The 24733-nt window shown below is 32.7% G+C and carries 28 protein-coding genes and 1 tRNA gene; 27 read left to right on the forward strand and 2 right to left on the reverse strand.

Annotated elements, in window-relative coordinates; translation table 11 throughout:
- The first annotated feature begins 69 nt into the window (after positions 1-69).
- Together ABXT67_RS08485 and ABXT67_RS08490 are read left to right on the forward strand one after the other, a co-directional pair.
- Positions 70-252: a CPXCG motif-containing cysteine-rich protein gene (locus tag ABXT67_RS08485; RefSeq protein ID WP_415376848.1), complete on the forward strand. Its 183-nt coding sequence runs from the start codon at positions 70-72 to the stop codon at positions 250-252.
- Positions 253-291: 39 nt separating this feature from the next.
- Positions 292-666 (forward strand): STAS/SEC14 domain-containing protein, encoded by a 375-nt coding sequence (locus ABXT67_RS08490; protein ID WP_415376849.1) that lies wholly within the window; start codon positions 292-294, stop codon positions 664-666.
- A 61-nt stretch (positions 667-727) separates the two neighbouring features.
- Here ABXT67_RS08490 and ABXT67_RS08495 read toward each other — a convergent pair whose 3' ends face one another.
- On the reverse strand, positions 728-895 hold the full coding sequence (locus ABXT67_RS08495) for a hypothetical protein (RefSeq protein ID WP_415376850.1): 168 nt from the start codon (positions 893-895) through the stop codon (positions 728-730).
- Between the two features lie 516 nt (positions 896-1411).
- On the opposite strand from ABXT67_RS08495, the gene ABXT67_RS08500 reads away from it, so the two are divergent.
- The 3 genes from ABXT67_RS08500 to ABXT67_RS08510 all read left to right on the forward strand — a co-directional run bounded on the left by ABXT67_RS08500 (position 1412) and on the right by ABXT67_RS08510 (position 2887).
- Positions 1412-1484, forward strand: a tRNA-Met gene (locus ABXT67_RS08500).
- 168 nt (positions 1485-1652) lie between these two features.
- On the forward strand, positions 1653-2522 hold the full coding sequence (locus ABXT67_RS08505; RefSeq protein ID WP_415376851.1) for a hypothetical protein: 870 nt from the start codon (positions 1653-1655) through the stop codon (positions 2520-2522).
- Between the two features lie 11 nt (positions 2523-2533).
- Positions 2534-2887, forward strand: coding sequence for a DUF6686 family protein (locus tag ABXT67_RS08510; protein WP_415376852.1), 354 nt, complete (start codon positions 2534-2536; stop codon positions 2885-2887).
- Positions 2888-2903: 16 nt separating this feature from the next.
- On the opposite strand, the gene ABXT67_RS08515 is transcribed toward ABXT67_RS08510, so the two are convergent.
- On the reverse strand, positions 2904-3548 hold the full coding sequence (locus ABXT67_RS08515; protein WP_415376853.1) for a BspA family leucine-rich repeat surface protein: 645 nt from the start codon (positions 3546-3548) through the stop codon (positions 2904-2906).
- Between the two features lie 38 nt (positions 3549-3586).
- Here ABXT67_RS08515 and ABXT67_RS08520 point away from each other — a divergent pair, with 38 nt between their 5' ends.
- The 22 genes from ABXT67_RS08520 to ABXT67_RS08625 all read left to right on the forward strand — a co-directional run bounded on the left by ABXT67_RS08520 (position 3587) and on the right by ABXT67_RS08625 (position 24707).
- Positions 3587-3970, forward strand: coding sequence for a transcription termination/antitermination NusG family protein (locus ABXT67_RS08520; RefSeq protein WP_415376962.1), 384 nt, complete (start codon positions 3587-3589; stop codon positions 3968-3970).
- Positions 3971-4316: 346 nt separating this feature from the next.
- Positions 4317-4844 carry a UpxY family transcription antiterminator gene (locus ABXT67_RS08525; protein WP_415376854.1) on the forward strand — a complete coding sequence of 176 codons (528 nt, stop codon included), beginning with the start codon at positions 4317-4319 and terminating at the stop codon, positions 4842-4844.
- Between the two features lie 120 nt (positions 4845-4964).
- Entirely contained in the window at positions 4965-5537 is a 573-nt protein-coding gene (locus ABXT67_RS08530; RefSeq protein ID WP_415376855.1) for an acyltransferase, read from the forward strand.
- A gap of 117 nt (positions 5538-5654) precedes the next feature.
- Positions 5655-6626 carry a Gfo/Idh/MocA family oxidoreductase gene (locus ABXT67_RS08535; protein WP_415376856.1) on the forward strand — a complete coding sequence of 324 codons (972 nt, stop codon included), beginning with the start codon at positions 5655-5657 and terminating at the stop codon, positions 6624-6626.
- Between the two features lie 167 nt (positions 6627-6793).
- Positions 6794-7591 (forward strand): 3'(2'),5'-bisphosphate nucleotidase CysQ, encoded by a 798-nt coding sequence (cysQ, locus tag ABXT67_RS08540; protein WP_415376963.1) that lies wholly within the window; start codon positions 6794-6796, stop codon positions 7589-7591.
- 3 nt (positions 7592-7594) lie between these two features.
- Positions 7595-8059 (forward strand): DUF2061 domain-containing protein, encoded by a 465-nt coding sequence (locus ABXT67_RS08545; RefSeq protein ID WP_415376857.1) that lies wholly within the window; start codon positions 7595-7597, stop codon positions 8057-8059.
- Positions 8060-8104: 45 nt separating this feature from the next.
- On the forward strand, positions 8105-8704 hold the full coding sequence (gene cysC, locus ABXT67_RS08550; protein WP_415376858.1) for an adenylyl-sulfate kinase: 600 nt from the start codon (positions 8105-8107) through the stop codon (positions 8702-8704).
- Entirely contained in the window at positions 8701-9606 is a 906-nt protein-coding gene (gene cysD, locus ABXT67_RS08555) for a sulfate adenylyltransferase subunit CysD (RefSeq protein ID WP_415376860.1), read from the forward strand. Before cysC ends, cysD begins: the two co-directional genes overlap by 4 nt.
- Before the next feature lie 75 nt (positions 9607-9681).
- Entirely contained in the window at positions 9682-10935 is a 1254-nt protein-coding gene (locus ABXT67_RS08560; protein ID WP_415376862.1) for a sulfate adenylyltransferase subunit 1, read from the forward strand.
- Positions 10936-10952: 17 nt separating this feature from the next.
- On the forward strand, positions 10953-11291 hold the full coding sequence (locus ABXT67_RS08565) for a hypothetical protein (RefSeq protein ID WP_415376863.1): 339 nt from the start codon (positions 10953-10955) through the stop codon (positions 11289-11291).
- 17 nt (positions 11292-11308) lie between these two features.
- On the forward strand, positions 11309-11722 hold the full coding sequence (locus ABXT67_RS08570) for an oligosaccharide flippase family protein (RefSeq protein ID WP_415376864.1): 414 nt from the start codon (positions 11309-11311) through the stop codon (positions 11720-11722).
- 218 nt (positions 11723-11940) lie between these two features.
- On the forward strand, positions 11941-12699 hold the full coding sequence (locus tag ABXT67_RS08575) for a Gfo/Idh/MocA family oxidoreductase (RefSeq protein ID WP_415376964.1): 759 nt from the start codon (positions 11941-11943) through the stop codon (positions 12697-12699).
- Entirely contained in the window at positions 12696-12992 is a 297-nt protein-coding gene (locus tag ABXT67_RS08580; RefSeq protein WP_415376865.1) for a UDP-N-acetylglucosamine 2-epimerase, read from the forward strand. Before ABXT67_RS08575 ends, ABXT67_RS08580 begins: the two co-directional genes overlap by 4 nt.
- A 53-nt stretch (positions 12993-13045) precedes the next feature.
- Positions 13046-14251: an L-2-hydroxyglutarate oxidase gene (gene lhgO / locus ABXT67_RS08585; RefSeq protein WP_415376866.1), complete on the forward strand. Its 1206-nt coding sequence runs from the start codon at positions 13046-13048 to the stop codon at positions 14249-14251.
- Positions 14252-14268: 17 nt separating this feature from the next.
- Positions 14269-15252 (forward strand): NAD-dependent epimerase/dehydratase family protein, encoded by a 984-nt coding sequence (locus ABXT67_RS08590; RefSeq protein WP_415376867.1) that lies wholly within the window; start codon positions 14269-14271, stop codon positions 15250-15252.
- A 5-nt stretch (positions 15253-15257) separates the two neighbouring features.
- On the forward strand, positions 15258-16397 hold the full coding sequence (locus ABXT67_RS08595; RefSeq protein WP_415376868.1) for a DegT/DnrJ/EryC1/StrS family aminotransferase: 1140 nt from the start codon (positions 15258-15260) through the stop codon (positions 16395-16397).
- 1 nt (position 16398) lies between these two features.
- A complete protein-coding gene (gene asnB / locus ABXT67_RS08600; protein WP_415376869.1) occupies positions 16399-18291 on the forward strand; it encodes an asparagine synthase (glutamine-hydrolyzing) in 1893 nt (630 codons plus the stop codon).
- 5 nt (positions 18292-18296) lie between these two features.
- Complete coding sequence (locus tag ABXT67_RS08605; RefSeq protein ID WP_415376871.1) at positions 18297-19292, forward strand: hypothetical protein; 996 nt, start codon at positions 18297-18299, stop codon at positions 19290-19292.
- Complete coding sequence (locus tag ABXT67_RS08610; protein ID WP_415376872.1) at positions 19292-20221, forward strand: methionyl-tRNA formyltransferase; 930 nt, start codon at positions 19292-19294, stop codon at positions 20219-20221. The genes ABXT67_RS08605 and ABXT67_RS08610 overlap by 1 nt, the downstream gene beginning before the upstream one ends.
- Before the next feature lie 71 nt (positions 20222-20292).
- Positions 20293-21372, forward strand: coding sequence for a glycosyltransferase (locus tag ABXT67_RS08615; RefSeq protein ID WP_415376873.1), 1080 nt, complete (start codon positions 20293-20295; stop codon positions 21370-21372).
- Between the two features lies 1 nt (position 21373).
- On the forward strand, positions 21374-23245 hold the full coding sequence (gene asnB / locus ABXT67_RS08620; RefSeq protein WP_415376874.1) for an asparagine synthase (glutamine-hydrolyzing): 1872 nt from the start codon (positions 21374-21376) through the stop codon (positions 23243-23245).
- Positions 23238-24707, forward strand: a complete 1470-nt coding sequence (locus tag ABXT67_RS08625) for a lipopolysaccharide biosynthesis protein (RefSeq protein WP_415376875.1) — start codon at positions 23238-23240, stop codon at positions 24705-24707. Before asnB (ABXT67_RS08620) ends, ABXT67_RS08625 begins: the two co-directional genes overlap by 8 nt.
- Positions 24708-24733 lie beyond the last annotated feature (26 nt).

Raw genomic sequence — 24733 nt, forward strand, 5'->3', positions numbered from 1 at the left:
TTCCTAAGTTTATAGCTATGAACACCTTTTAATGCTTTATTTTTAATACACAATACATAAAACACTATTATGGAAGAACATTTTTTTCAATGCCCTTATTGCTGGGAAGAAATCTCTATGTTGCTGGATACTTCTGTGTCCCACCAAACATATGTGGAGGACTGTGAGGTATGTTGTAACCCAATGGAGTTAAGTGTGAATTACGATAATGCTGTGTTGTCTCAATTTTCTGTAGCGAGCATTGAGCAATAATTTTGTATCTTAAAAAATTAACCAACACATTTTAATTTTATGTCGTCATCTTTTACGTTTGCAGATCACATAGTAGGTTTTATAATTAGTGATGATATTGATGTGAAAGCGATTGAAAAGCTACACATAGTGATTCTTGATAAAATGAATGAATTTATAAAAGTAAATCTATATCTAGAGGACGATAATATAGAAAAATTTTCATTTGGTGCCATCTTAAAAGGGATCAAGTTTCACACAGAACATCACGGAGAGTTCAGTAAAGTCGTACTTGTTACAGATAGAAAATGGTTGCAAATGTGCAGTAAACTGGAGAATATTTTCTTGTCTACAACCATAAAAAGTTTTAAAACGGAAGATAGATTGGAGGCGATGAGTTGGATTGCTGAAGAAGATAAGCAGGTGTATTTATAAATGGCTCCTGCGCTTCAAGGGACTATACATACCCTGCATAGGCCTTTCAGAAAGTATATTTCTAAAAATATTTAGGGAACGTTTCATCCTCATCAGGTGTTTTAGTGCTGTCCTTATTTTGTGAAAGACTATATACAACTGCGATGAGAATAACGCATACTAGTGCAAAGATGCCTATTAGAAAAGTGCGCATTCCCCAGTCTACAAGTGGTGAAAAAAGTGCGTACATAGTATTCTATTTTAAATAATTATTAATGTCATTCGTGTTTTGCCGTCACACCGTCTATGGTTACCACGTGTGAGGGAGAAACGTAAGGGGTTAATGAATGAGATTCAGAATAAAGGACATACACACTATATAACTATATATAAACATGCTTAAGGCTCCAATAATATAAGGGTTAACAGAAATTTTCAGTTGATAATGACCCAAGCGCTTTAATAACGAAAGGATATATACTACTGCAATTAAAGCCATACAACTTGATGGTAAGAGGTAATTTGTAATACAGGAGCAAAGCTTAAAGATAGGCTGCGGAAGTAATAATTATATAACTTATATTAACCTGCAGAGAATTTACTATTTATGCTATTTTAAAATTAAAATATTTATCATTTTGTTCTTGCAAAGCGTAAAAAGGGTTTGTATCTTTGCAATCCAATAATTTCGGTGGCATTATGAACCGTAAAGTTAAAAGCTAAAGTGAAATGTTTGGGGTTAAGTTTGGAGTTTTCAAACGAACATCGCGGGATAGAGCAGTAGGTAGCTCGTCGGGCTCATAACCCGAAGGTCACTGGTTCGAGTCCAGTTCCCGCTACTAAGCAAGACGGATCGGTATTACTACTGGTCCGTTTTTTATTTGCATAAACTTTACCTTCTGTAAATGAATGAATTAACCATAATATGGGGCTGAGATTTTAGGTTCGATAAGTGCTGTCTTCCGGATGGATGACTATACCCGCAGTACTGTCGCTTCGCAATAAAAGTGGATGCATTGTTTCACAGTCATTCTAGTTTTAAGCCAGTAAACCCATTAGTTAAAATAAATGACCAATCAGAAATTGCCTTTTTAAATTGGGTAAAAACTTGGAACGAAGATACAGGGATGCGCTTGAAAGTTACATTGCCTCATCGAAAAAATAAAACTAAAAAAGAACAGTCTTTTAAAGTGATAGAGCGAATATCTCTAAATGTTGACAATACAGCGATTATTAGATTGCGACCAAATAAGAAAGGCCATTTTCAATCGGGAGATTTACTGCATATTATTCCACCAGGAGATACCTATGCTAGACAATATTCAATGGCAAAAGTAGATGGTGATATTTTGTTAAGTATTAAATGGCATCCCAAAGGGATTTGCTCAACCTATCTATGTACCTTAAAAAATGGCGATACCATTTCGGCACGTATTGAAAAGAATGCGAAGTTTCATTTTCCGAAACAAGCTTCATCGGTATGGCTCATTGCTAATGGTACCGGAATTGCTCCTTATTTAGGAATGCTCAATGAAAATCATAAAACACCTGTGCAATTAACCTGGGGAGGAAGAATAGAAGCTTCTTTTGATTGTTATCGACCGTTTTTGGAAAGTAAACTTTTGCCAAAACAAGTAATTCCTTACCAATTAGCATTATCACAAACAAAAGATAAAATATATGTACAAGATGTTTTATTAGACCAACAAACCGAAGTAGCGAAAACACTCAAAAACGGTGGGGTTTTTATGTTGTGCGGCTCCATGGCAATGCAGTATGCTGTGCTAGATACTTTAGAGGGAATTACAGCGACTCATTTACAACAACCTTTGAGTGATTTTGAAAATAATGGGCAACTCCTAATGGATTGCTACTAAAAAGAAAATTAATGTGTCATCAAATAAAAACTATCGCTAAAAATTGTAATGGTCAGCTTTCTTATTGTAAGAGATGTAAAGTATACCATTTGGCGTTTAATAACATCTATCTGGAACTAACTAAAAAAGAGATGTTATCTTTTCAAGAGTATGTTTCAGAAATAGATATTGAATATTGGGAAACGAAATATGATTCAATGCCTATAAAACGAAAAATAGTAATCAATACATTACAGAGTGGTCTATCGATGATATTCAATCGGTCAGAGTTAGATTCCTTGAAAGATTTATTATCCAAGAATACAAAAAGCGTGAACGATACGCTTACCGTATCAGATATTGATTATATTTTGTTTTTGAATTAATTTTATTTTTTTATTTTTATTTTGTCGACACTATTATCGCTCCCACAATTTTCGTCAATCCACCTGCCCGTTGCAGCTTCCCTATTTTAATAATAGGAGGAGGGGTTCTTTTTAGTTTTCTCACACTTTCAATTTTTCTGCCAGCAAACTCAATGTTTGTAATTCCATACCAATAATTAGCAATGTCAGGTCTAAGGTGAATACTTACATCAATTGGTGCTGCAATATTTGGCTGAGAATAGGAGACTCCAGTAATGGTCCAACCTTTATTATATATCCAATCTTCCCTATAGGTAGTATCACAATACGTTAAACCGTTAGATATTAAAGTTTTATTTATAAGATTTTGATGAACGAATGATTCCAATAAGTCCTCATAATTATTAATGTCTAAGCCAGAATTTTCAATAAAATCCTGATTGACGATATCTACGAAAAGAACATTAGCATTGAATTGCCAATTACTTAAATCTTGATTAAAAGCAGAGGCATTGCTAAACATATGCCCCATATTAGTAGCATTACTCACATCCCAACGGCCTAGATCTTGATTAAATGAGCTAGCTCCACTAAGCATTCCAGCTATTTTAGTTACAATACTAACATCCCAATTTCCAAGATCTTGATTAAAATCAGTTGCATTCCAAAAAATACCAAACAAAATTCACCTTTTAATACCTGTGATTGCGGTTTCCCGTAATGTATGAAAGTTTTCTTCCATTGATTACAGAGATGAGGCAATGGTCTGATAGAAATAAAAAAGTAAAAACCCCGCTTATAAAATCCTACGTTTTTGTAAAAGTCAAGAAAAAAGAACTGGCTCCAATATATGCTATTCCGGGGGTTGTTGCGGTTTTAAAACATTTAGGAGAACCTGCAATTGTAACAGATGTTGAAATTAACAACTTAAAAATAATAACCAATCGTAGTGATGCTACAAAAGTAGTGCAGCCTTTTAACCTACTTAGCATCTTATTGATTTGCAATGCGTTACAGGTTGATCGTTTTTTTTTAGCACGTAAAAATGAACTTTTCCTACTCTTTTTTGTTGTTTTGCATAATTATTATTCCCCTAGTTTTTGATCAAATATTCAAACTGTTTTGTATATTTGATATATGTGGTATACTGTTTAAAATCAGTATATTCCAAAAAATACCAAACAAAATTCACCTTTTAATACTTGTAATTACGGTTTCCCGTAATGTATTATAGTTTGATACCTTTAGTTTTACCTCCAATTAAAATATCCCCCAAAATTTTAGTTTGTACTCCCATGTATTTAATATAATACAGGACGCTAAACGAATATTCAAATAAAATATTTCCACCATTAATAATATGGGATTGAGAGCGGCGAAGCCATGGAATTCTTTACTCGCTCAATTACATATAGTCAAAGCAATTTTAATGAATAATAAGTCCTAGGCAATGTATGTTTTAAAGAAAAATTTAAAACCAAAGCAATGGTTTGCCATTTATACAAAATCAAGATCTGAGGCAAAGGTTTGCGAAAGATTAATGGATGCTGGGTATGAAAGTTTTCTTCCATTGATTACAGAGATGAGGCAATGGTCTGATAGAAATAAAAAAGTAAAAACCCCGCTTATAAAATCCTACGTTTTTGTAAAAGTCAAGAAAAAAGAACTGGCTCCAATATATGCTATTCCGGGGGTTGTTGCGGTTTTAAAACATTTAGGAGAACCTGCAATTGTAACAGATGTTGAAATTAACAACTTAAAAATAATAACCAATAGTAGTGATGCTACAAAAGCACTGCAGCCTTTTAACCTAAAAAATGGAAAGCCAGTGCAAGTGATTCAAGGTCCCTTTAAAGGTTTAATTGCGGTATACTTATCAAATAGTGGTAAGCACAGAGTGATTGTAAAAGTAGAAGCCTTAAATAGTCTTACTGAAATCACCTTACCCTTAAGTCATATTGAGAGAATTACACAATAAAACATTATGGCTTGTTATTCGTGATTCGCAAGGCGTAAATCGCCAGTGGTGAAATGAGAATTTATTTTGTAAGCTATTAATCATTAATCACTAATCACTTAAAACGTAAAACCAAAAACAATGAAATACTTTGCACACGAAACAGCGGTAATCGATGAAGGCTGCATTATAGGTGATCATACCAAAGTTTGGCATTTTAGTCATATAATGAATAATTGTGAAATCGGAGAAAATTGTAACATTGGTCAAAATGTAGTCGTGTCACCAGGAGTTATTTTGGGGAATAATGTCAAAGTTCAAAATAATGTTTCTATTTATGAGGGTGTTACTTGCGATGAGGATGTTTTTTTAGGTCCGTCTATGGTTTTTACCAATATCACAAACCCCAGAAGTGCTGTCGTAAGAAAAGGACAATATGCTAAGACGCAAGTGGGGAAAGGAGCTAGTATAGGGGCCAATGCAACGATTGTTTGCGGGCATAACTTAGGTGAATTTTCTTTTGTTGGAGCGGGTGCAGTCGTTACTAAAACAGTGTTAGCCTACGCCTTGGTTGTAGGTAACCCCGCAAAACAAATTGGTTGGGTAAGTGAATATGGCCATCGCTTAGCATTTAATAAGCAGGGAATTGCTATTTGTAAAGAAAGTACACAAGAATATTTATTAGAGAACGATAGCGTAAAACGTATAAAGTAGATAAAAATGAAACGAGCATGTTAAAGTTTTTATCATCTAAGGGAATGATTAATGGCGAACAGCAGGCGTTTGCCGAGCTTATCGAAGTATTACCATTAAAAAATAAAACTTAAGCACATGAAAAAGTTTGCAATAATAGGAGCTGCTGGATATATTGCTCCAAGACACATGAAAGCTATTAAAGAAACTGGTAATACACTCGTTGCGGCTCTCGATCCATATGATGGAATAGGTATTATGGACAGTAACTTTCCGGAGGCTAATTTTTTTACTGAATTTGAACGCTTTGATAGATTTGTTGATAAATGGTCTAGAAAAAATGGTTGTAAAATTGATTTCATTTCGATTTGCTCACCAAATTATCTGCACGATTCACATATAAGATTTGCTTTAAAAAGTGGAGCTGACGTAATTTGTGAAAAACCGCTGGTTTTGAATCCCTGGAATATTGAACAATTAGAAGAAATTGAGAAAGAAACGGGAAAAAAAACAAATAATATTTTTCAGCTTCGATTGCATCCTTCAATGGTTGCTTTGAAACAAAAAGTACAAAATGAATTAAAAGTGAACCCATCAAAAGTGTATGATATAGATTTAACATACCTAACTTCAAGAGGCAAATGGTATTTTGTTTCTTGGAAAGGAGATATGTCTAAATCTGGAGGAATTGCTACCAATATTGGCGTTCATTTTTATGACATGCTTTGCTGGATATTTGGTGATGTTATAGAAAATGTGGTTCATTTAAAAACACCCTATACGAATGCTGGAGGTTTGATACTAAAACATGCCAATGTTCGATGGTTTCTATCTGTAAATCAAAACTATTTACCCCTCAAAGTGAAGTTAGCAGGGCAAACCACTTTCAGATCTATTGTGGTAGATGGTGAAGAAATAGAATTTAGTGGGGGCTTTGCAGATTTGCACACTAGAAGCTATGAAGAAATTTTAAAAGGAAATGGATTCGGTCTAAGCGAGGCCTATAGTTCGGTCGAAACAGTATCTACCATAAGAAACCTAGCCCCTATAGGATTAAACGGGGAATACCATCCATTTTGTAAAAAAGTGATTGCTAAAACATACATTTGAACAATAAATATCTTGAAAATTATCGCAATTATAGGCTATAGTTTTAAAGGCCCTTTGCTTTCTTTGTAAATAGTTCACGATATACGCAATGCGGGGCTGTTTCCTTTAAAAGGAGGTTATCATCCCTTGGTAAAACATAAATTTACTAAACATCCTTTTTTAAAATGATAAATGATAATCTTAAAATAGCTATTATGGCAAGCTTAGAAGCGGGAAAAGTGATCATGGAATTGTATGACACCGCTTTCGATGTTGAACTAAAAGAGGATAAATCGCCATTAACCGAAGCAGACAAAAGAGCTAATGATATTATAAATTCTTATTTAGTAAACACAGCGTTTCCTGTAATTTCTGAAGAAAATAAACAAACAGATTATCAAGTAAGAAAGTGTTGGGAAACCTGTTGGATTGTGGACCCGGTAGATGGCACAAAAGAGTTTATAAAGCGCAATGGTGAGTTTACAGTAAATATTGCATTAGTAACAAATGGCAAACCAGAAATAGGGGTTATTTATGTACCAGCAACGAAAACAATTTATGTTGCAAATGTAAATACAAACCAAGCGTTTAAAACGCAGCTAGAGTCTCATGATGCTTCTTTAGAAGAGGTTATAAATTCAGCAACATTTTTACAACCTAAAACAAAAGAATCTAACACTGTTCAAATAGTAGGCAGTCGCTCTCATATGAGTCAAGAGACATTAGAATTTGTTGAAGCTACTAAAAAGAGAGGTAAAGTAGTTGAGGTAGTTTCTAAAGGAAGCTCGCTAAAATTCTGTTTAGTGGCTGAGGGAAATGCAGACGTATACCCAAGGTTTGCACCAACTATGGAATGGGACACTGCAGCAGGACAAGCAATTTGCAATGCTGTGGGAATAGATGTAATTTCGCAAGAAACAACAGAGCCACTTTTATATAACAAAGAAAGCCTACTTAATCCTTGGTTTTTAGTCTCTAGAAATTAAATAATGGCAATTTTAAAAAAATCATCACACATACGCAGTGTTTTAAAAGGGTTTTCTTGGCGTGTTTTAGCCACTACAGATACCATTTTAGTTGTTCTACTTGTGACTTGTTTATTAGGAAACTGTAGTATCGAAGGTGCTATTAAAATTGGTGCATCAGAGTTTTTATTTAAATTAGCGATCTTTTATTTTCACGAGCGGATTTGGTTACTATACCTTGGTAAACAAGCAACATCAAGCAAAGAAATATTATACAAATCTATTTCATGGCGAATGCTAGCTACTGCAAGCACCTTTGTTATTTCAGGAATAATATTGAATGATTTTGGACAGGTAGCGATGTACGTCGCTGCTGTTGAGTTTGTCACTAAATTTGTTTTATATTACGTTCATGAAAAGATGTGGTTGAGGTTACCCTTAGGGAAAATTAGAAGCTTTTTTTTTGTAGATAATATTTGTAGAAATTAAAACACAAATTATTGCATTAAACAATTATAAAGGTTGCGCTATTATATGAAAGAAAATATTATTCCACATAACTATCAAGTTTCAAAAGTTGATAGACAAAAAATGAATAAGCACAAATCCTTGTTGTTGTGGTTCACAGGGCTTTCAGGATCTGGAAAATCAACCATCGCTAATATTGTAGAACAAGAATTATATAAATTAGGGGTGAAAACTTATACCCTTGATGGAGACAATATAAGAAGTGGTATAAATAGTGATTTAACTTTTACTCCAGAGGATAGAACAGAAAATATAAGAAGAATAGCAGAAATATCCAATTTGATCCTAGATGCCGGTTTAGTGGTGTTAGCAGCATTTGTCTCTCCTTATAAAAAAGACAGAGAAAACATCAAAGACATCGTTAAAGATTTTAACTTTATCGAAATTTATATCAACACTAGCATAGAAGAATGTGAACGTAGAGATGTAAAAGGACTATACAAAAAAGCAAGAGCAGGAGAGATAAAAAACATGACTGGGGTTTCTGCAACGTACGAGGCGCCACAAAATCCTAATATTGAAATTAAAACGGAAGAAAAAACAGTTGAACAAGCAGTTCATGATATAATGAATTATATAAAACCTAAATTAAATTTTAAGCAATGAATAAGTATTACTTAAATTATTTAGATGAATTAGAAAGTGAAGCAATCTTTGTATTACGAGAAGTTTGGGCACAATTTGAAAATCCGGTTATCTTATTTTCTGGAGGAAAAGATTCTATTTTAGTAACGCATTTAGCAAAAAAAGCGTTTTATCCATCCAAAATTCCATTTCCATTAATGCATGTAGATACAGGACATAATTTTCCTGAAACCATTAAATTTAGAGATCAAATTATTAAAGAACTAGACGTTAAACTACTTGTAGTATCTGTCCAAGAATCTATTGATACAGGGAGGGTTGCTGAAGAGAAAGGGAAAAGTGCGACTAGAAATGCTTTACAGATTACTACATTACTAGATGCAATAGAAAGTAATAAAATTGACTGTGCTATTGGCGGAGGGAGAAGAGATGAAGAAAAGGCTAGAGCAAAAGAACGGTTTTTTTCACATAGAGACGAATTTGGGCAATGGGATCCTAAAAACCAACGACCAGAATTATGGAATATTTTTAATGGAAAACATTTTGAGGGAGAACACCTTAGAGCATTTCCAATTAGCAATTGGACGGAAATGGATGTTTGGAATTATATTAAAAGAGAAAATATTGATATACCATCTTTATACTTTGCCCACGAACGGGAAGTGGTTTGGAGGCAAAACACATGGATTCCTAACTCAGCGTTTTTAGTCCTTGAAAATCATGAAGAAGTAGTAATAAAAAAAATACGTTTTAGAACGTTAGGGGATATTACTATTACCGGAGGAGATGAATCTGAGGCAGATACATTAGAAAAAATTACTACTGAAGTTGCAGGAATGCGCAGCACAGAGAGAGGAAACAGAAGTGACGATAAACGTTCTGAATCTGCGATGGAAGACAGAAAACGCCAAGGATATTTCTAGAAATTATTAAAATAACATTGAAAACCTGACCTGGATCGAAGTTGAACGGTCTTTTTAAGTTTCAAAAAGCAAAAAATGTTAGATAACAATCAATTATTACGTTTTACAACAGCAGGAAGTGTAGATGACGGGAAAAGTACTTTAATAGGTCGTTTATTATATGATTCTAAATCAATATTTGAAGACCAACTTGAGGCCATTACAAAGACAAGTAAAAAGAAAGGCCACGATGGTGTGGATTTAGCCTTATTTACAGATGGTTTACGGGATGAACGTGAGCAGGGTATCACCATAGATGTTGCCTATAGATATTTTACAACACCAAAACGTAAATTTATTATTGCCGATACTCCAGGTCATATTCAATATACTCGCAATATGGTAACAGGAGCATCAACAGCAAATGTCGCAACCATATTAATTGATGCGAGACATGGTGTTATTGAACAAACAAAAAGACACGCATTTATAGCTTCTTTATTGCAAATACCGCATATTATCGTTTGTGTTAACAAAATGGACTTGGTAGACTACTCTGAAGATGTGTACAATGATATTGTTAGACAGTTTGAAGATATATCTTCAAAAATGTTAGTGACAGATGTACGTTTTATTCCAATGTGTGCCTTAAATGGAGATAACGTAGTAAACAAATCTGAGAATATGCCTTGGTACCAAGGCGCTCCAATGTTACACACATTAGAGACAATGCATATTAGTAGTGATATTAATAAGGTAGACGCTCGTTTTCCTGTGCAAACAGTTTTAAGGCCGCAAAGCGAAGGTTATATAGATTATAGAGGATATGCAGGACGCATTGCTAGTGGTATTTTTAGAAAAGGAGATGAGGTAACGGTAATGCCATCAGGTTTTACTTCTAAAATTAAAAGTATAGATACTTTAGGTAATGAATTAGAAGAAGCTTTTGCGCCAATGTCTGTATCTATAACATTAGAAGACGATATAGATATTAGTCGTGGGGATATGATTGTAAGATCAAATAACAAACCCGAAGACACTCAAGATATAGAAGTTATGTTATGTTGGTTGGGTAACGATTCAGCAAAACCGAGAACAAAATATACTATAAAGCATACATCTAACGATCAAAAAGCAATGATTAAAGAAGTAGTTTACAAGTATGACGTTAACACAATAGAGCGTATTAATGACGATAAAGAGCTTAATCTGAATGACATTTGTAAAGTGAGAATACGTACTACAAAACCATTAATGGTAGATTCTTATAGAAAAAATAGAACTACAGGAAGTATAATTTTAGTAGATGATGCAACGAACGAAACTGTTGCTGCAGGAATGATCGTTTAATGAAAAATTTCCATTACTTGGTGAAAATTAAAAAAGTTAAAAATTTATTTAATGTAAAATTTGTTAAGGATGCTAGCTTTACTATTAGATCACATTTTACCGCAGGTATTTCTGGTTTACTTATAAATACTGTTATCGGGAATCATTTGGGAGTAGGGAATCTTGGAATAATTAATCAAGGACTATCTATTTATATGATTTTAGCGCTGCTTTCAAATTTTCGGATTCAGACGTCTGCTCAAAAGCATACATCCCAACATAGTGATAATGATGGTCTTATTAAAGGCATATTTTCTAATGCGATTGTTGCTAGATCATTAAGCTCTTGTGTGGTTGTTTTCTCTTTCTTTTATTAAGATTCTTTCCGAATATAATGAGTGCTGAAGCACTTTGGGTTATAATTAAAATGCTGATTTTTGGAGTTCCTTTGTTTGCCCTTAATAAGACGATAAACAATTTTATGACTGGCCTAAGGGAAATAAAAATAGATGCTATAGTCAGGGTGATAAGATGGAGTACAATAATCCTATTAGTAGTATATGTAAGGGCAGCAGACCTTCCTTTTAAATCTATTGCTTATTCTTTTATTTGTTCTGAAGTTCTAATATTATCTTACTTTTTTATTAAAACTAGAAAATACTGGGGTAAAATAGATTTTAAATGGGTCTATAAGCATTTGTCTTTTGTTATAAAGAGTGTAATGGAAGAATTTGTAGCAACATTTAATACAAGAATACCTATTCTTATTATTGGATATAGTCTTGGTGATGAAGCTGCGGGGTATTAGGCGTACATTGAAGTTTTTGTTTTTTCAATCCTTATGATCTCTGCCGCACTGTAAAAGAATTTTAACCCACTTTTTACTAAGCTTTGGTATGAAAATAACTCTCCTGCGATTAGAAGTAAAATTCGTCAGGTATTTAGTATTTCATCATTAATTTTTTTATTGAATTTGAACGCTTTGATAGATTTGTTGATAAATGGTCTAGAAAAAATGGTTGTAAAATTGATTTCATTTCGATTTGCTCACCAAATTATCTGCACGATTCACATATAAGATTTGCTTTAAAAAGTGGAGCTGATGTAATTTGTGAAAAACCGCTGGTTTTGAATCCCTGGAATATTGAACAATTAGAAGAAATTGAGAAAGAAACGGGAAAAAAAACAAATAATATTTTTCAGCTTCGATTGCATCCTTCAATGGTTGCTTTGAAACAAAAAGTACAAAATGAATTAAAAGTGAACCCATCAAAAGGGTATGATATAGATGTAACATACCTAACTTCAAGAGGCAAATGGTATTTTGCTTCTTGGAAAGGAGATATGTCTAAATCTGGAGGAATTGCTACCAATATTGGCGTTCATTTTTATGATATGCTTTGTTGGATATTTGGTGATGTTATAGAAAATGTGGTTCACTTAAAAACACCCGATGCCAATGCTGGAAGTTTGATACTAAAACATGCCAATGTTCGATGGTTTTTATCGGTAAATCAAAACTATTTACCCAACAAAGTGCAGTTAGCAGGGCAAACTACTTTCAGATCTATTGTGGTAGATGGTGAAGAAATAGAATTTAGTGGGGGCTTTGCAGATTTGCATACTAGAAGCCATGAAGAAATTTTAAAAGGAAATGGATTCGGTCTAAGCGAGGCCTATAGTTCGGTCGAAACAGTATCTACCATAAGAAACCTAGCCCATATAGGATTAAAAGGGGAATACCATCCATTTTGTAAAAAAGTGATTGGTGAAACATCTATTTGAACAATAAGTATTTTGAAAATCATCACAATTATAGGGGTAAGGCCTCAGTTTATAAAGCATTTTCTTTTGAAAAAGCTAGAAAAGGGAAATTAGAGTTAATAACTATTCATACTGGCCAGCATTATGACCCCAATATGAGCGAAGTCTTTTTTGACCAATTAAAGATGAATAAGCCAAATTACATGTTAAATGTTGGCAGTGGTTATCATGGGATGCAAACTGCGAAAATGGTGGTTGATATTGAGAAAATTGTTGATGATGAAAAACCAAGACCAATGAGGAAGAATGAATAAGGGGAGTATTTGTTAAACTTGATAGAGTAAATAGTTAAGAGAAACTTCTTGTAATGGAAAAAAAATACGATTATATTATTGTAGGAGGAGGTATTATAGGTTTAGCAACAGCTTATAAATTAGCATTAAAAGAAAATAACAAAAGTATTCTCGTTTTAGAAAAAGAAAAAACTTTAGCCTCACATCAAACAGGAAATAATTCAGGTGTTATTCATTCGGGTATTTATTATACTCCAGGATCGTTAAAGGCAAAGAATTGCATAAATGGTAGAAAGCAGTTAATTGATTTTGCACAAAAACATAGGATAAGCCACGAAATGTGTGGAAAGCTAATTGCTGCATTTAAAAAATCAGAAGTACCGACCTTAGAAAAAATATATAGGAATGGTCTTGAGAATGGGTTAGAAGACATAAAAATTCTGTCTTCAGAAGAAAGTAGGCAATACGAGCCATATGTAGAGTGTATTCAATCTATTTTTGTTCCATATGCCGGAATTATAGACTACCGTCAAGTTGTAGAGACTTTGGCACAAGAATTTTTAAAAATAAATCCAAATAATCAGGTCTTAAAGCTAACAAAAGTTACTGCAATTAAAAGTGAGAATGAGTTTAAAGTAATAGTTACACCTCAACAAGAATATAGTACGAAATATGCTATATTTTCTGCAGGATTGCAAGCTGATGAGATGGCAACACTTGACGGTATTGACATGAATATACAAATCGTTGGGTTTAGAGGTGATTATTACAATGTAATTAATCAAGGAGTGAAAAAAGTAAAAGGACTGATTTATCCTGTACCTAATACAAACCTTCCTTTTTTGGGGGTCCATTTAACCAAAATGTATGACGGAAGTATTGAAGCTGGACCAAATGCGGTATTTTCATTTAAGAAAGAGGGTTATTCAAGAATAAGTTTTAGCATACGAGATACTATTAAGGCCTTTACTTTTATAGGGTTATGGAAACTTTTTTTTGGTTATTGGAAAATTGGACTTGGTGAATATAAAAGAGCATTTAGTAAAAAAAGGTTTTTAAAATCATTGAAAAAATTAGTTCCAGACTTAAAAATGGAAGAGATTACCAGAGGGAAATCTGGCGTACGAGCGCAAGCATTGGACAACAAAGGGAATTTAGTAGATGATTTTTTAATTAAAAAAACTCCAAATTCATTACATATAATTAATGCTCCGTCACCGGCAGCAACGGCATGTTTAGCAATTGCGGATGAGGTGGTAAACAGAATATTTGAAAAATAGTTCATTAAAATAAAAACATGGAAAAATTAAAAGATGCAAAAGTATTAGTCATTGGTGGCGCTGGATTTATAGGAGGGTTTGTAGTCAGTGAATTATTGAAATCTGACGTAAAAGAAGTTGTAATTTATGATAATTTCGCACGTGGTAAGGCGGATAATATAGTTGAAAGCTTAAAGGATCCTAGATGTACTGTATATCCATTAGGTGGTGATGTTAGGGAAATAGATATCCTAGACAGTGCTATGAAAGATGTTGATTATGTATTTCATTTAGCGGCAATGTGGTTGTTACATTGTAAAGACTTTCCTAGAACAGCATTTGATGTAAATATTGCAGGTACTTTTAACGTGTTAGAAGCATGTGTGAATAACAATATTAAAAAATTAATATATTCTTCATCTGCATCTGTTTACGGAGATGCTGTTCAGGTTCCTATGACAGAATCTCACCCTTTTAATAACAAGAATTTCTACGGCGCTACTAAGATAGCTGGAGAGGCTATGGCTACTGCTTATAATGATCGATATGGCCTTGAAATAATTGGGTTAAGATATATGAATGTATATGGTCCAGGTCAGGATCAACATGCTGTTTACAGTGGAGTCGTGCCTATTATGTTAAATAAAATTGAGGCAGGAGAACAACCAATAATAAATGGAGATGGAAGCCAAGCATATGATTTTATTTATGTTGAAGATATTGCCAGATCTAATATTGCAGCACTAGAATCTGACGTAAAAATTGGAAACTATAATGTAGGTACCGAAGTACAAACAACCATTAAACAATTATGTGACACTATTTTAGATTTAAAACAATCTGAATTAAAAGTGAAATATGTACCGTATTCTGCAGACGATGCTCGTGCATTAGTTCAAAATAGAATTGGATCTCGCCAACGCGCAGAACAAGAATTAGGATTTTTATATAAAGATTCGTTAAGAGAAGGATTACAAAAATTAATCGATTGGAGAAAATCAGTTGGAATTGATAAAGAATAATTAATATGAAAATACCATTAATAAAACCATTTATCACGCAGGAAATTAAAGATAAGGTTATCGAAGTTCTTGAAAGCGGATATCTTACAGAAGGTCCTGTTACAAGAGAGTTTGAGGATACTCTGAAGGATTATTTAGGCTGTAAACATTTAATGGCGGTAACTTCTGCTACTACAGGTTTAGAAATGGCTTTAAGAGCACTGAATATTGGTCCTGGCGATGAGGTTATTGTTCCAGATTATACCTATCCAGCAACGGCATCTGTAGCGCCAATTGTGGGTGCAAAAGCTGTAATTGTAGACGTGTCTAGAGAAAATATGCTTATTGATTATGATGCATTAGAAGCAGCTATTACACCTAGAACTAAAGTGATAATCCCTGTATCTTTATTTGGTGCACCACTAGATTATGATAGACTAAATGCTATCAAAGAAAAGCATAATTTATATATAATTGAAGATGCAGCTTGTACTATTGGAGCAGAGTTTAAGGGAGAGAAAATAGGTAGACAAGCAGATATTACCGTATTTTCTTTACATCCAAGAAAATTTATTACAACCGGAGAAGGTGGCATTGTTACCACGCAAAGTGATGAACTAGCAGAATGGATGAATTCATACAAACATTTTGGTATGGACATGACCGGAGCTTCTCGTGAAGGTATTCACTTTTCTAATATTGGAACAAATTATAAGCTTACAAATTTGCAAGCAGCGGTAGGATTAGGTCAATTAAAACACATAGATGCTTTGTTAGCTAAACGAATTGAGCTAGCAAACAACTATGAAGCTATGCTTAGAAATGTTGATGGTATTACCCTAACACATTTCTCAGAAAAAGAAAGGTGTGCTAATTGTACATGTACCTCTAAGCAATGTAAACACTCCTATCAAACGTTTTCTATTTTCGTTGAGGATAGAGATCGTATCATGACCGAAATGCGTGCAAAAGGAATAGAAGTTCAAATTGGAACCTATTCACTTCACATGCACGAAGCTTTTCAAAATAATCCTTTAGTTGAAATTAAGGGTGATATGAAAAATAGTTTATGGTGCTACAAACACGCATTGGCATTGCCATTATATAACGATTTAACTCCTGAATTACAGGAGCGTGTTGTTACAGAATTAAAAGCTTGTTTATAGTATGTGTGGAATTGTAGGGGTTTTTAATCTTAATAGAGAAGTTGTCATAAGAGACCAGTTAAAATCTATGGCAGATCAAATTGCCCATCGTGGTCCTGATGGACAAGGGTATTTTGTAAAAGAAAATATTGGTTTGGCACACAAACGTCTTGCTATATTAGACACAAGTGATAAAGGAGCTCAACCAATGAGTTCTAAAAGCCTAAAATGGACTGTTGTATTTAATGGTTGTATCTATAATTTTTCAGAATTAAAACAAGAGCTTAAAGCTAAAGGTCACCTTTTTAACTCTGAATCAGATACTGAAGTGATTTGCGAAGGTATAGAGGCTTATGGAACTATATTTTTTGAGCGATTAAATGGCATGTTTGCAATTGCAGCATGGAATAACGAGACTAAAGAATTGTTTTTAAGCAGAGACCGTTTTGGAATTAAACCTTTATATTATTGGTTTAACGGCAAAACACTTTGTTTTGCTAGCGAAATTAAAGCGATTATTAAGCATCCAGATTATAAAATTGATGTGGACTTAAGTGCATTAAATGAATATTTTTCATTTCAAAATGTGTTTTCATTTAATACGTTATTTAAAGGTGTAACCATGCTTCCACCAGCAAATACTGTGAAAATTGATACCTCATCAACCTTTGTAAAACATGATTCTTGGTGGGATTATGATTTTACAAATACAGATGAAGACATGTCTTTTAAAGAAGCTAAAGAAGAAACGAAGCGTTTGTTTAAACAAGCAGTAACTAGGCAAATGATTGCAGATGTTCCCGTAGGTGCATATTTATCTGGAGGAATGGATTCGGGCTCTATTACAGCGGTGGCATCTAAACAGGTAGATAGATTATCTACGTTTACTTGTGGTTTTGATATGAGTGAAGCTACTGGGAGAGAAGCTAATTTTGATGAGCGTAGGGATGCAGAGTTAATGTCAAACCATTTCAAAACTGAACAGTTTGAGCAGGTTATGAATGCTGGTGATATACGATGGTCTTTACCAAAGCTAGTTTATCATTTAGAGGATTTACGAGTTGGTATGTCATATCCAAGTTATTATATATCCAGATTAGCTTCAAAATTTGTAAAAGTATGTTTACAAGGCACTGGAGGAGATGAATTATTTGGTGGATATCCATGGCGTTATTATAAAGTATTTGATTCTTTAAACAAAGAAGAATTTTTCGATCAGTATTATGAGTTTTGGCAACGTTTGGTGCCAGATGCAGAAAAAGAAGCTCTTTTTACAAAAGAAGTGTTTGATAAGATAGATGTAGACGAACCAAGACGAGTTTTTGAACGCGTATTTACTTTTAACGATAAGTTAAAATATGATACACCAGAACAGCACATTAATAACTCGTTATATTTTGAAATAAAAACCTTTTTACCCGGTTTATTTTTAGTTGGTGATAAGCTTGCAATGGCGCATGGATTAGAAGAGCGATTCCCTTTTATGGATAATGATTTGGTAGATTTTGCAATGAAAGTTCCTGTAAAACATAAGTTAGGAAACCTTGAAAAGAAAATCGCTAAGATTGACGAGAATTTAGAAAAGAAAAAAGTAGTATATAGAGAGTTTGACGATGGTAAAAATGTGCTTAGAAAAGCTATGGCAGATTTTATTCCGGATGAAATCATAAATCGTAAAAAGCAAGGGTTTTCTGCTCCAGATGAAAGTTGGTACAGAGGAGAAAATGCAGATTATGTTAAAGAGTTATTGTTGTCTGAGAATACCGTAAGTACAAAATATATTGACAAAGATTATATTACTAAAACCGTAGATGAGCATATCAATAAGGGTGTTAACCATCGTTTACTAATATGGTCTTTTATGAATTTTGAATGGTGGTGTAAAATATTTTTAAATGGTGAATCTATTAACTAAAAAATATGATTTCATTAAAACAGCAAAGAGTTCTATCCAAAATAAAAGAAAAAAATGTAGAGCTAGGATTAGACCTAACCGGTTATAATATCCTAACAGAAGTTGGTTCTGGTGAATATGTTTATACTCCAATAATTGCAGCTTTAGCAAATGCAAATAAAATAGTTGCTTACACAAAAGATTCTAGGTATGGAAAGGCTAGTGATATAATTGAACGATGCAGAATAATCCTTAAAGGTATTGGTTTAGCAGATAAGGTTGAGTTTTATTCAGATGAGGTAAGTAAAGAGCATTTAGAAAACGCTGATATTATTACTAACTCAGGGTTTTTAAGGCCTTTAAATAAAGAGAAATTACAATATTTAAAAAAGAATGCGGTAATTCCTTTAATGTATGAAAAATGGGAGTTAAGAGATTCTGATATAGATATTGACTATTGTAAATTAAATAAGATTAGAGTTGCTGGTACGTGGGAAAATCATCCAGATTTATTAGTTTTTAATCACGTGGGTCCTTTAGCGGTAAAAATGTCTTTAAATGCAGGTTATGAAGTTTATAATAATAAAATTATAGTATGGTCTGATGACCATTTTGGGGAAGTAGCGAAAAAGGCTTTTTTAAGTCTAGGGGCAAAAGAAGTTATATTAACGACAAATCAGGATTTTTTATATAAAAATATTGAAAATGTAGATTTTATTTATGTATGTGATTATGATGAAAAGAGGGAATATGGTTCAGCTGATTTTTTTGACTTTAAAAAGTTATTAAAATTAAATCCAGACTTCGGAATTGTTCATCTGTATGGAAATATTAATTATAATAAACATAAAGATTCAATAACTACATTATATCCCTCTTTTGATGGTTTTTCTAGTATTATGACTTATACGTTAAGTCATATTGGAATTAATCCATTAATAAATTTACAAATTTCTGGATTTAAGGTTGCAGAGTCTTTACATGAAAATATTAGCTGCGAATTTGCTCAAATTATAAAATAATGAAAATTGGAATAATAGGAAGATCAGAACTTACTTATGAAGCTATGCTTTTAGCTATTAGAAATGGGTATGAAATAGCTTTTATAGTAACAGCAAAAGAAGCTCCAGAATATAAATATACTAGTAAGGATTTTGAAAATTTTGCAATTGAAAGAAACATATTATTTATTCATGACCCTAAAATTAATGCAGAAAAATTAATAAATATTGTAGCCTCAACATCTCCAGATATTTGTATTAGTGTTAACTACAGTGGAGTTATTTCTACTGATGTTATTAAATTATTTCCTTTTGGAATTTTAAATGCTCATGGAGGCGATTTACCAAGATATAGGGGAAATGCTTGTCAAGCTTGGGCTATTATTAATGGTGAAGATAAAATAGGTTTATGTATCCATAAAATGATTGGCGGGGAACTAGATTCAGGAGATATAATTGCTAAATCTTATTTTCCATTAAATATAAATTCAAGAGTTGGAGAGGTTTATGATTGGATGGAAAATGAAATCCCACCACTTATGCTTAAGGCTGTTGAAAAACTGCTTAAAAACCCAAGTGATGTAGAAAAACAATCAGTAAATCCAAAAGATGCTTTAAGAACTTATCCAAGGAATCCAGATGATGGAGAAATTAATTGGAAAGATGATGCAATTACTATTATCAAATTAATAAATGCATCCTCGGAACCATTTTCTGGAGCTTTTACAAATTATAAAGATGATAAAGTAATTATTTGGAGAGCTAAATTATTTATTGATAAAGAAAATTACTTAGCAGTTCCTGGTCAAATAGCTAAAATAAATAAAGACTCCGGAACTATTATTGTAATTACCGGTAATGGGAAAATTGAAATTGATGATGTAGAAATAAAAGAGGATAGGAATAAGCCTTCAATTTTTTTTACATCCATTAGGCAACGATTTAAATAAAATAATAAATCTCCAAAAAAAAAGTTGTATGCAAAATATAAAAAATAACATCAGACGTTTAAGAACTATAAATGGCTAAAATAAAAGTATTTGTAGGTGTTGATAATATTGCCGGAAATTCAAAATCTATCGCTGAAGCATTAAGAACAGTGGGCATAAGTGCTACTTCCCATTCTTTCAAGGTGCATCCATTTGGTTATGGTTGTGACCGGGATAATATTCTTTTTAGAGTTCAGGGAAAAAGATCATTTTTTAAAAAAGCAATAATAAATAAATACTCCATTAGGCTAATTCATGGATTTCAAAGAAGTATACTGCTAATTAAAAGTATTATAGCTTATGATGTTTTTATCTTTGTTTCCGTTAATAATACAATTCTTAATAAAAAGCGCGACTTACCTATATTAAAGTTCTTTAATAAAAAAGTAGCTTTTTTATTTGTTGGTTGTCCTGAGAGAAATCCAAATGATAAATACAATTCTGAAAAAGGGTCATATTGTTCTTTTTGTACTGATGAGAAGTTAAAAAAATATTTGAATTGTGATGAACTGGATACTAAAGCAAAAGGGATTAGATATATCGAAAAGTTTGCAGACTATATTTTCTCTCAAAAGGATACATTGGGATTTTTGAAATATCCGGATAAGGCAAATTATTTTTATGTTTTGAGTGATATCGTTATATCAGAAAATATCGATAAATTTAATGCGGATAAAGTTCGTATTACCCATTTTCCATCAAATTCATTATTGAAAGGAACAAAATATGTTGATGCTGCAATCCAGCAATTGGACCCATCAAAAATTGAGTATTATTCCAAACGATTATCAAATGATGAGGTGAAAGTAGAACTTAGAAAGACCAATATTTTAGTAGATCAATTTGCACATGGTTATGGTTTGTTGGCGGTGGAAGCAATGGCTTCTGGTTGTGTTGTGGTTTGTAAAACTAAGAAGTGGTGGCGTGAAGATTATCCTGATATGCCAATAGTGAGTTGTGAACCAGAAGAACTTGCAGATGTGTTAAAGTGTTTGATAGGTGATAGAAAAAGAATGAAAAGTTTGGCCATGCAAGGAATAGAGTATTATAAAAGCGTCCATTCATTAAAAGTTGTAGGTAATTATTATAAAAAAATAATGGAGTTAGAATGATATGTGTGGAATTTTTGGAACAGTAAATAAAAGTACTTCAGTTAACTCTAGTCAGTTAATTGAGGTAAGTAAAGTGTTAAAACATAGAGGCCCAGATGATGAAGGTTTTATATTATTTACTGATAAAGGTTTTAATGCATACAAAGGAATAGATTCTCCGTCAACTTTGGCTTTACAAAAATTGGACTTAAATCCTCATAATTATACAGCAGCTTTTTTACATAGACGCCTTTCTATTTTGGACCTTTCTGATGCTGGCCATCAACCAATGTCGTACCTTGATAATAGATTTTGGATTACACTTAACGGTGAAATTTATAATTACCTTGAGATTAAGGAAGAACTAATTGGTAAAGGGTATAAATTTCGGTCTAACACGGATACAGAGGTGGTTTTAGCTTCTTATGCTGAATGGGGAGCAGATTGTGTAAATCGATTTAACGGCATGTGGGCTTTTGCTATTTGGGATTCAAAAACAGATACTATTTTTTTATCAAGAGACCGTCTCGGGATAAAACCTTTAAATTACTACCATTCTTCGGATTCTTTCATATTTAGTTCCGAAATTAAAGGAATATTGAGCTATCTTGGAGATAAGCCCCGTTTAAATCAAAATAAAATTAGAGAGTATTTTGTAAAAGGTCAGATTTTGGTTGGTGATTCCGAGGAGACAATGTTTGAAGGTATAAGGCAATTGTTGCCTGGGTGCAATATGGTCCTTAAGAATCAAAAGTTGAAAATCACAAAATATTGGGAGATTGAAATTAATATAAGTAAGCTTTCTAGAGAAGAACACATTGCGCAGTTTAAAAAATTATTCTCCGATTCTCTTAAACTCCGTTTGCGCAGTGATGTAGAGGTTGGGTCTTGTTTAAGTGGTGGAATTGATTCAAGCAGTATAGTAGCATTTGCAAGTAAAGAATTTAATAAAAAGTTTAATACTTTCTCTGCTATCTGGCCAGGAACTAGACATGATGAATATAAATACATGAAATTAGTAAATGAAATGTATCATACTAAATCCAATTATATTGAATCAGACATCAGCGATATTATTAGTTTAATAGATAAAATTACCTGGCATCAGGAAATACCTATGGCGGGTAGTAGTTTAATTGCACAATGGGAAATTATGCGAAAATCCCGTCAAGAAAAAGTTCCAGTACTACTAGATGGACAGGGTGCTGATGAAATTTTAAGTGGCTATCCTGTTTACCTAATACCTTATTTGAATGAAATAATAACGAAAGGAAAGATGTCTTCATTAGTTGATTTTATAAAATCTTCAAAACATACGGGATTCTCTGTAAAACGAATTATTAAGCAGCAAATTAAGAAATACTTTAAGGCTAATCCAGAAACTACTTTTCTTCCTATTAGTAGGAAAGAAAAGTTAAAATATAGTAATTCGTTAAAGTATAATAATCCAAACCAAGCAAGTTTTTTACCAGATTATTTAAAAGAGCATATAGAGAAATCGAATTTACCTTCTTTACTTCATTTTGAAGATCGTAATTCTATGGCACATTCTGTGGAAGCTAGGGTTCCTTTTTTGGATTATCGTTTGGTTGAGTTTTCATTAAATATACCGTCAGAACAAAAAATAGGAAATGGTTTTACCAAAACTATAATGCGCGATGCTATGAAAGATTATGTACCTCATGATATATTTATGAGGAGAGATAAAATTGGGTTTTCCACACCCATTGAGGAGCAAATGGTCGACAAAAAATCGCAATTGTATCAATATATGAATAGCTATTTGGTAAACTCTGATTTATGGAAATCAGAATGGATTGATAAAGAGAATTATAAAGACAAACATTTGTTTGCACTTTATTCTTTACAACGTTTTATTGAAATTTATGGCTAATTTAAAAAAACTGGCTAGCGACACCGCTATTTACGGACTAGGCTCTGTAATAAAAAAAATAGTTGGATTATTTCTATTACCTTTTTATACCAGAGTCTTAAGCCCGGCAGAATACGGCATACTTGATAGTTTAGGAACTTTTAGTTTTTTTATAGCCGTAATTTTTGGTTTAGGGATAACAGGAGCTACAGGACGTTATTTTTTTATTGCAAATACAGACACTGAAAAAGGGAGTGTTTTATATACCTCTATTATATTGAGGATATTTTCAACAGTATTGCCAATTATTGTAATGCTTTTTTTTGCAGACAATATTTCTTCTCTTCTATTCAAAACTGATAAATATACGTGGGTTGTCGTTTTATCATTAGTGTTAATACCCGTTCAAAGTATTAGCCAAATGCAGGAAGTATTGTTTAGGTATTATCGAAAACCTTGGAAATATCTGATCGTATCAGGTTTGCGATCTGTAGTAACCCCAATTTTTGGTATTTCATTGGTAGTTGTGCTACAATGGGGTGTTTTTGGAGCTACTTTAGCATCATTAATCAGTTCCTCCTTTATAATGGTATTTGCGTATTTATTTTATACGCGTAAAAAATACATTAGAAAGTTCAGTCCTTATTGGGCAAAAAAGATGCTAAGGTTTGGTTTCCCACTTATTTTCACAGGTATGTTAATGTGGGTAAATAGTGTATCGGATCGTTTTTTTTTGCTACATTATTCATCATTAAATGAAATAGGATTTTATTCGATTGGAAGTGTTTTCTCGCAACCAATAATGCTTTTAAATATGGCTATTGCTATGAGTTCTTCTGTATTATTAATGTCTATGTTTACTGATGAGGAAGATGAAAATAAACCTAAAACCAAGGCTTTTTTTAAAGAAACATTTAATTTGTATATATCAATAGCTGTAATAATAGCAGTTGTAGTTTCTGTATTTAGTTATGAAATAGTCTTTTATGTGACTACTCCAGAATACATAAGTTCTATTTTAGCTATTCCTTTTTTACTGTTTGGTTTAATTTTAGATCAAAGTTTTCAAATGACCGCTAGTGGGATGACTTTAAAAGAGAAATCAAGACCTTATATTTGGATTTCTCTAATTGCAGCCTCAACAAACGTATTGTTAAATTTTTATTTTATTCCTAAATATGGCTTTCTAGGGGCAGCCATAACGACAATTTTGTCAAATATTGTATTTTTTGTAGTTGGTTATAACTGGTCTCAGCGTTATTTTAAAGTTGACTGGAAAATACATAAACATACCATGCTGCTAATTGTTACTTTTTGTATCGCGCTGTTTTTTCCTTTTGCTCAATTAAAGTTTGGCTTGAATATTAATATATGGTATAAATTGATTGTAATTATAGTTTCTTTAGGCTTACCATTTGTTTTTAGGTTAATAGAAGTTAAATCAGTAATTAAGAGAATGACCTTGATATTCAAAAATAAATAAACACATATAATTATATTAAGCGGAAA

Origin of the sequence: Patiriisocius sp. Uisw_017, from assembly GCF_047731265.1 — a bacterium.
Classification (GTDB): Bacteria; Bacteroidota; Bacteroidia; order Flavobacteriales; family Flavobacteriaceae; genus Patiriisocius.

What these genes read in the sequence shown, in the direction of transcription:
- ABXT67_RS08610 (WP_415376872.1), top strand. Translation starts at nt 19,292, where the DNA reads ATGAAAATTGGAATAATAGGAAGATCAGAACTTACTTATGAAGCTATG.
- ABXT67_RS08535 (WP_415376856.1), top strand. Translation starts at nt 5,655, where the DNA reads ATGAAAAAGTTTGCAATAATAGGAGCTGCTGGATATATTGCTCCAAGA.
- ABXT67_RS08615 (WP_415376873.1), top strand. Translation starts at nt 20,293, where the DNA reads ATGGCTAAAATAAAAGTATTTGTAGGTGTTGATAATATTGCCGGAAAT.
- asnB (WP_415376874.1), top strand. Translation starts at nt 21,374, where the DNA reads ATGTGTGGAATTTTTGGAACAGTAAATAAAAGTACTTCAGTTAACTCT.
- ABXT67_RS08530 (WP_415376855.1), top strand. Translation starts at nt 4,965, where the DNA reads ATGAAATACTTTGCACACGAAACAGCGGTAATCGATGAAGGCTGCATT.
- ABXT67_RS08495 (WP_415376850.1), bottom strand. Translation starts at nt 895, where the DNA reads ATGTACGCACTTTTTTCACCACTTGTAGACTGGGGAATGCGCACTTTT.
- ABXT67_RS08490 (WP_415376849.1), top strand. Translation starts at nt 292, where the DNA reads ATGTCGTCATCTTTTACGTTTGCAGATCACATAGTAGGTTTTATAATT.
- ABXT67_RS08625 (WP_415376875.1), top strand. Translation starts at nt 23,238, where the DNA reads ATGGCTAATTTAAAAAAACTGGCTAGCGACACCGCTATTTACGGACTA.
- ABXT67_RS08525 (WP_415376854.1), top strand. Translation starts at nt 4,317, where the DNA reads ATGTATGTTTTAAAGAAAAATTTAAAACCAAAGCAATGGTTTGCCATT.
- ABXT67_RS08570 (WP_415376864.1), top strand. Translation starts at nt 11,309, where the DNA reads ATGAGTGCTGAAGCACTTTGGGTTATAATTAAAATGCTGATTTTTGGA.
- ABXT67_RS08605 (WP_415376871.1), top strand. Translation starts at nt 18,297, where the DNA reads ATGATTTCATTAAAACAGCAAAGAGTTCTATCCAAAATAAAAGAAAAA.
- ABXT67_RS08595 (WP_415376868.1), top strand. Translation starts at nt 15,258, where the DNA reads ATGAAAATACCATTAATAAAACCATTTATCACGCAGGAAATTAAAGAT.
- lhgO (WP_415376866.1), top strand. Translation starts at nt 13,046, where the DNA reads ATGGAAAAAAAATACGATTATATTATTGTAGGAGGAGGTATTATAGGT.
- cysC (WP_415376858.1), top strand. Translation starts at nt 8,105, where the DNA reads ATGAAAGAAAATATTATTCCACATAACTATCAAGTTTCAAAAGTTGAT.
- ABXT67_RS08560 (WP_415376862.1), top strand. Translation starts at nt 9,682, where the DNA reads ATGTTAGATAACAATCAATTATTACGTTTTACAACAGCAGGAAGTGTA.
- asnB (WP_415376869.1), top strand. Translation starts at nt 16,399, where the DNA reads ATGTGTGGAATTGTAGGGGTTTTTAATCTTAATAGAGAAGTTGTCATA.
- ABXT67_RS08545 (WP_415376857.1), top strand. Translation starts at nt 7,595, where the DNA reads ATGGCAATTTTAAAAAAATCATCACACATACGCAGTGTTTTAAAAGGG.
- ABXT67_RS08520 (WP_415376962.1), top strand. Translation starts at nt 3,587, where the DNA reads ATGTATGAAAGTTTTCTTCCATTGATTACAGAGATGAGGCAATGGTCT.
- ABXT67_RS08510 (WP_415376852.1), top strand. Translation starts at nt 2,534, where the DNA reads ATGTGTCATCAAATAAAAACTATCGCTAAAAATTGTAATGGTCAGCTT.
- cysD (WP_415376860.1), top strand. Translation starts at nt 8,701, where the DNA reads ATGAATAAGTATTACTTAAATTATTTAGATGAATTAGAAAGTGAAGCA.
- ABXT67_RS08485 (WP_415376848.1), top strand. Translation starts at nt 70, where the DNA reads ATGGAAGAACATTTTTTTCAATGCCCTTATTGCTGGGAAGAAATCTCT.
- ABXT67_RS08590 (WP_415376867.1), top strand. Translation starts at nt 14,269, where the DNA reads ATGGAAAAATTAAAAGATGCAAAAGTATTAGTCATTGGTGGCGCTGGA.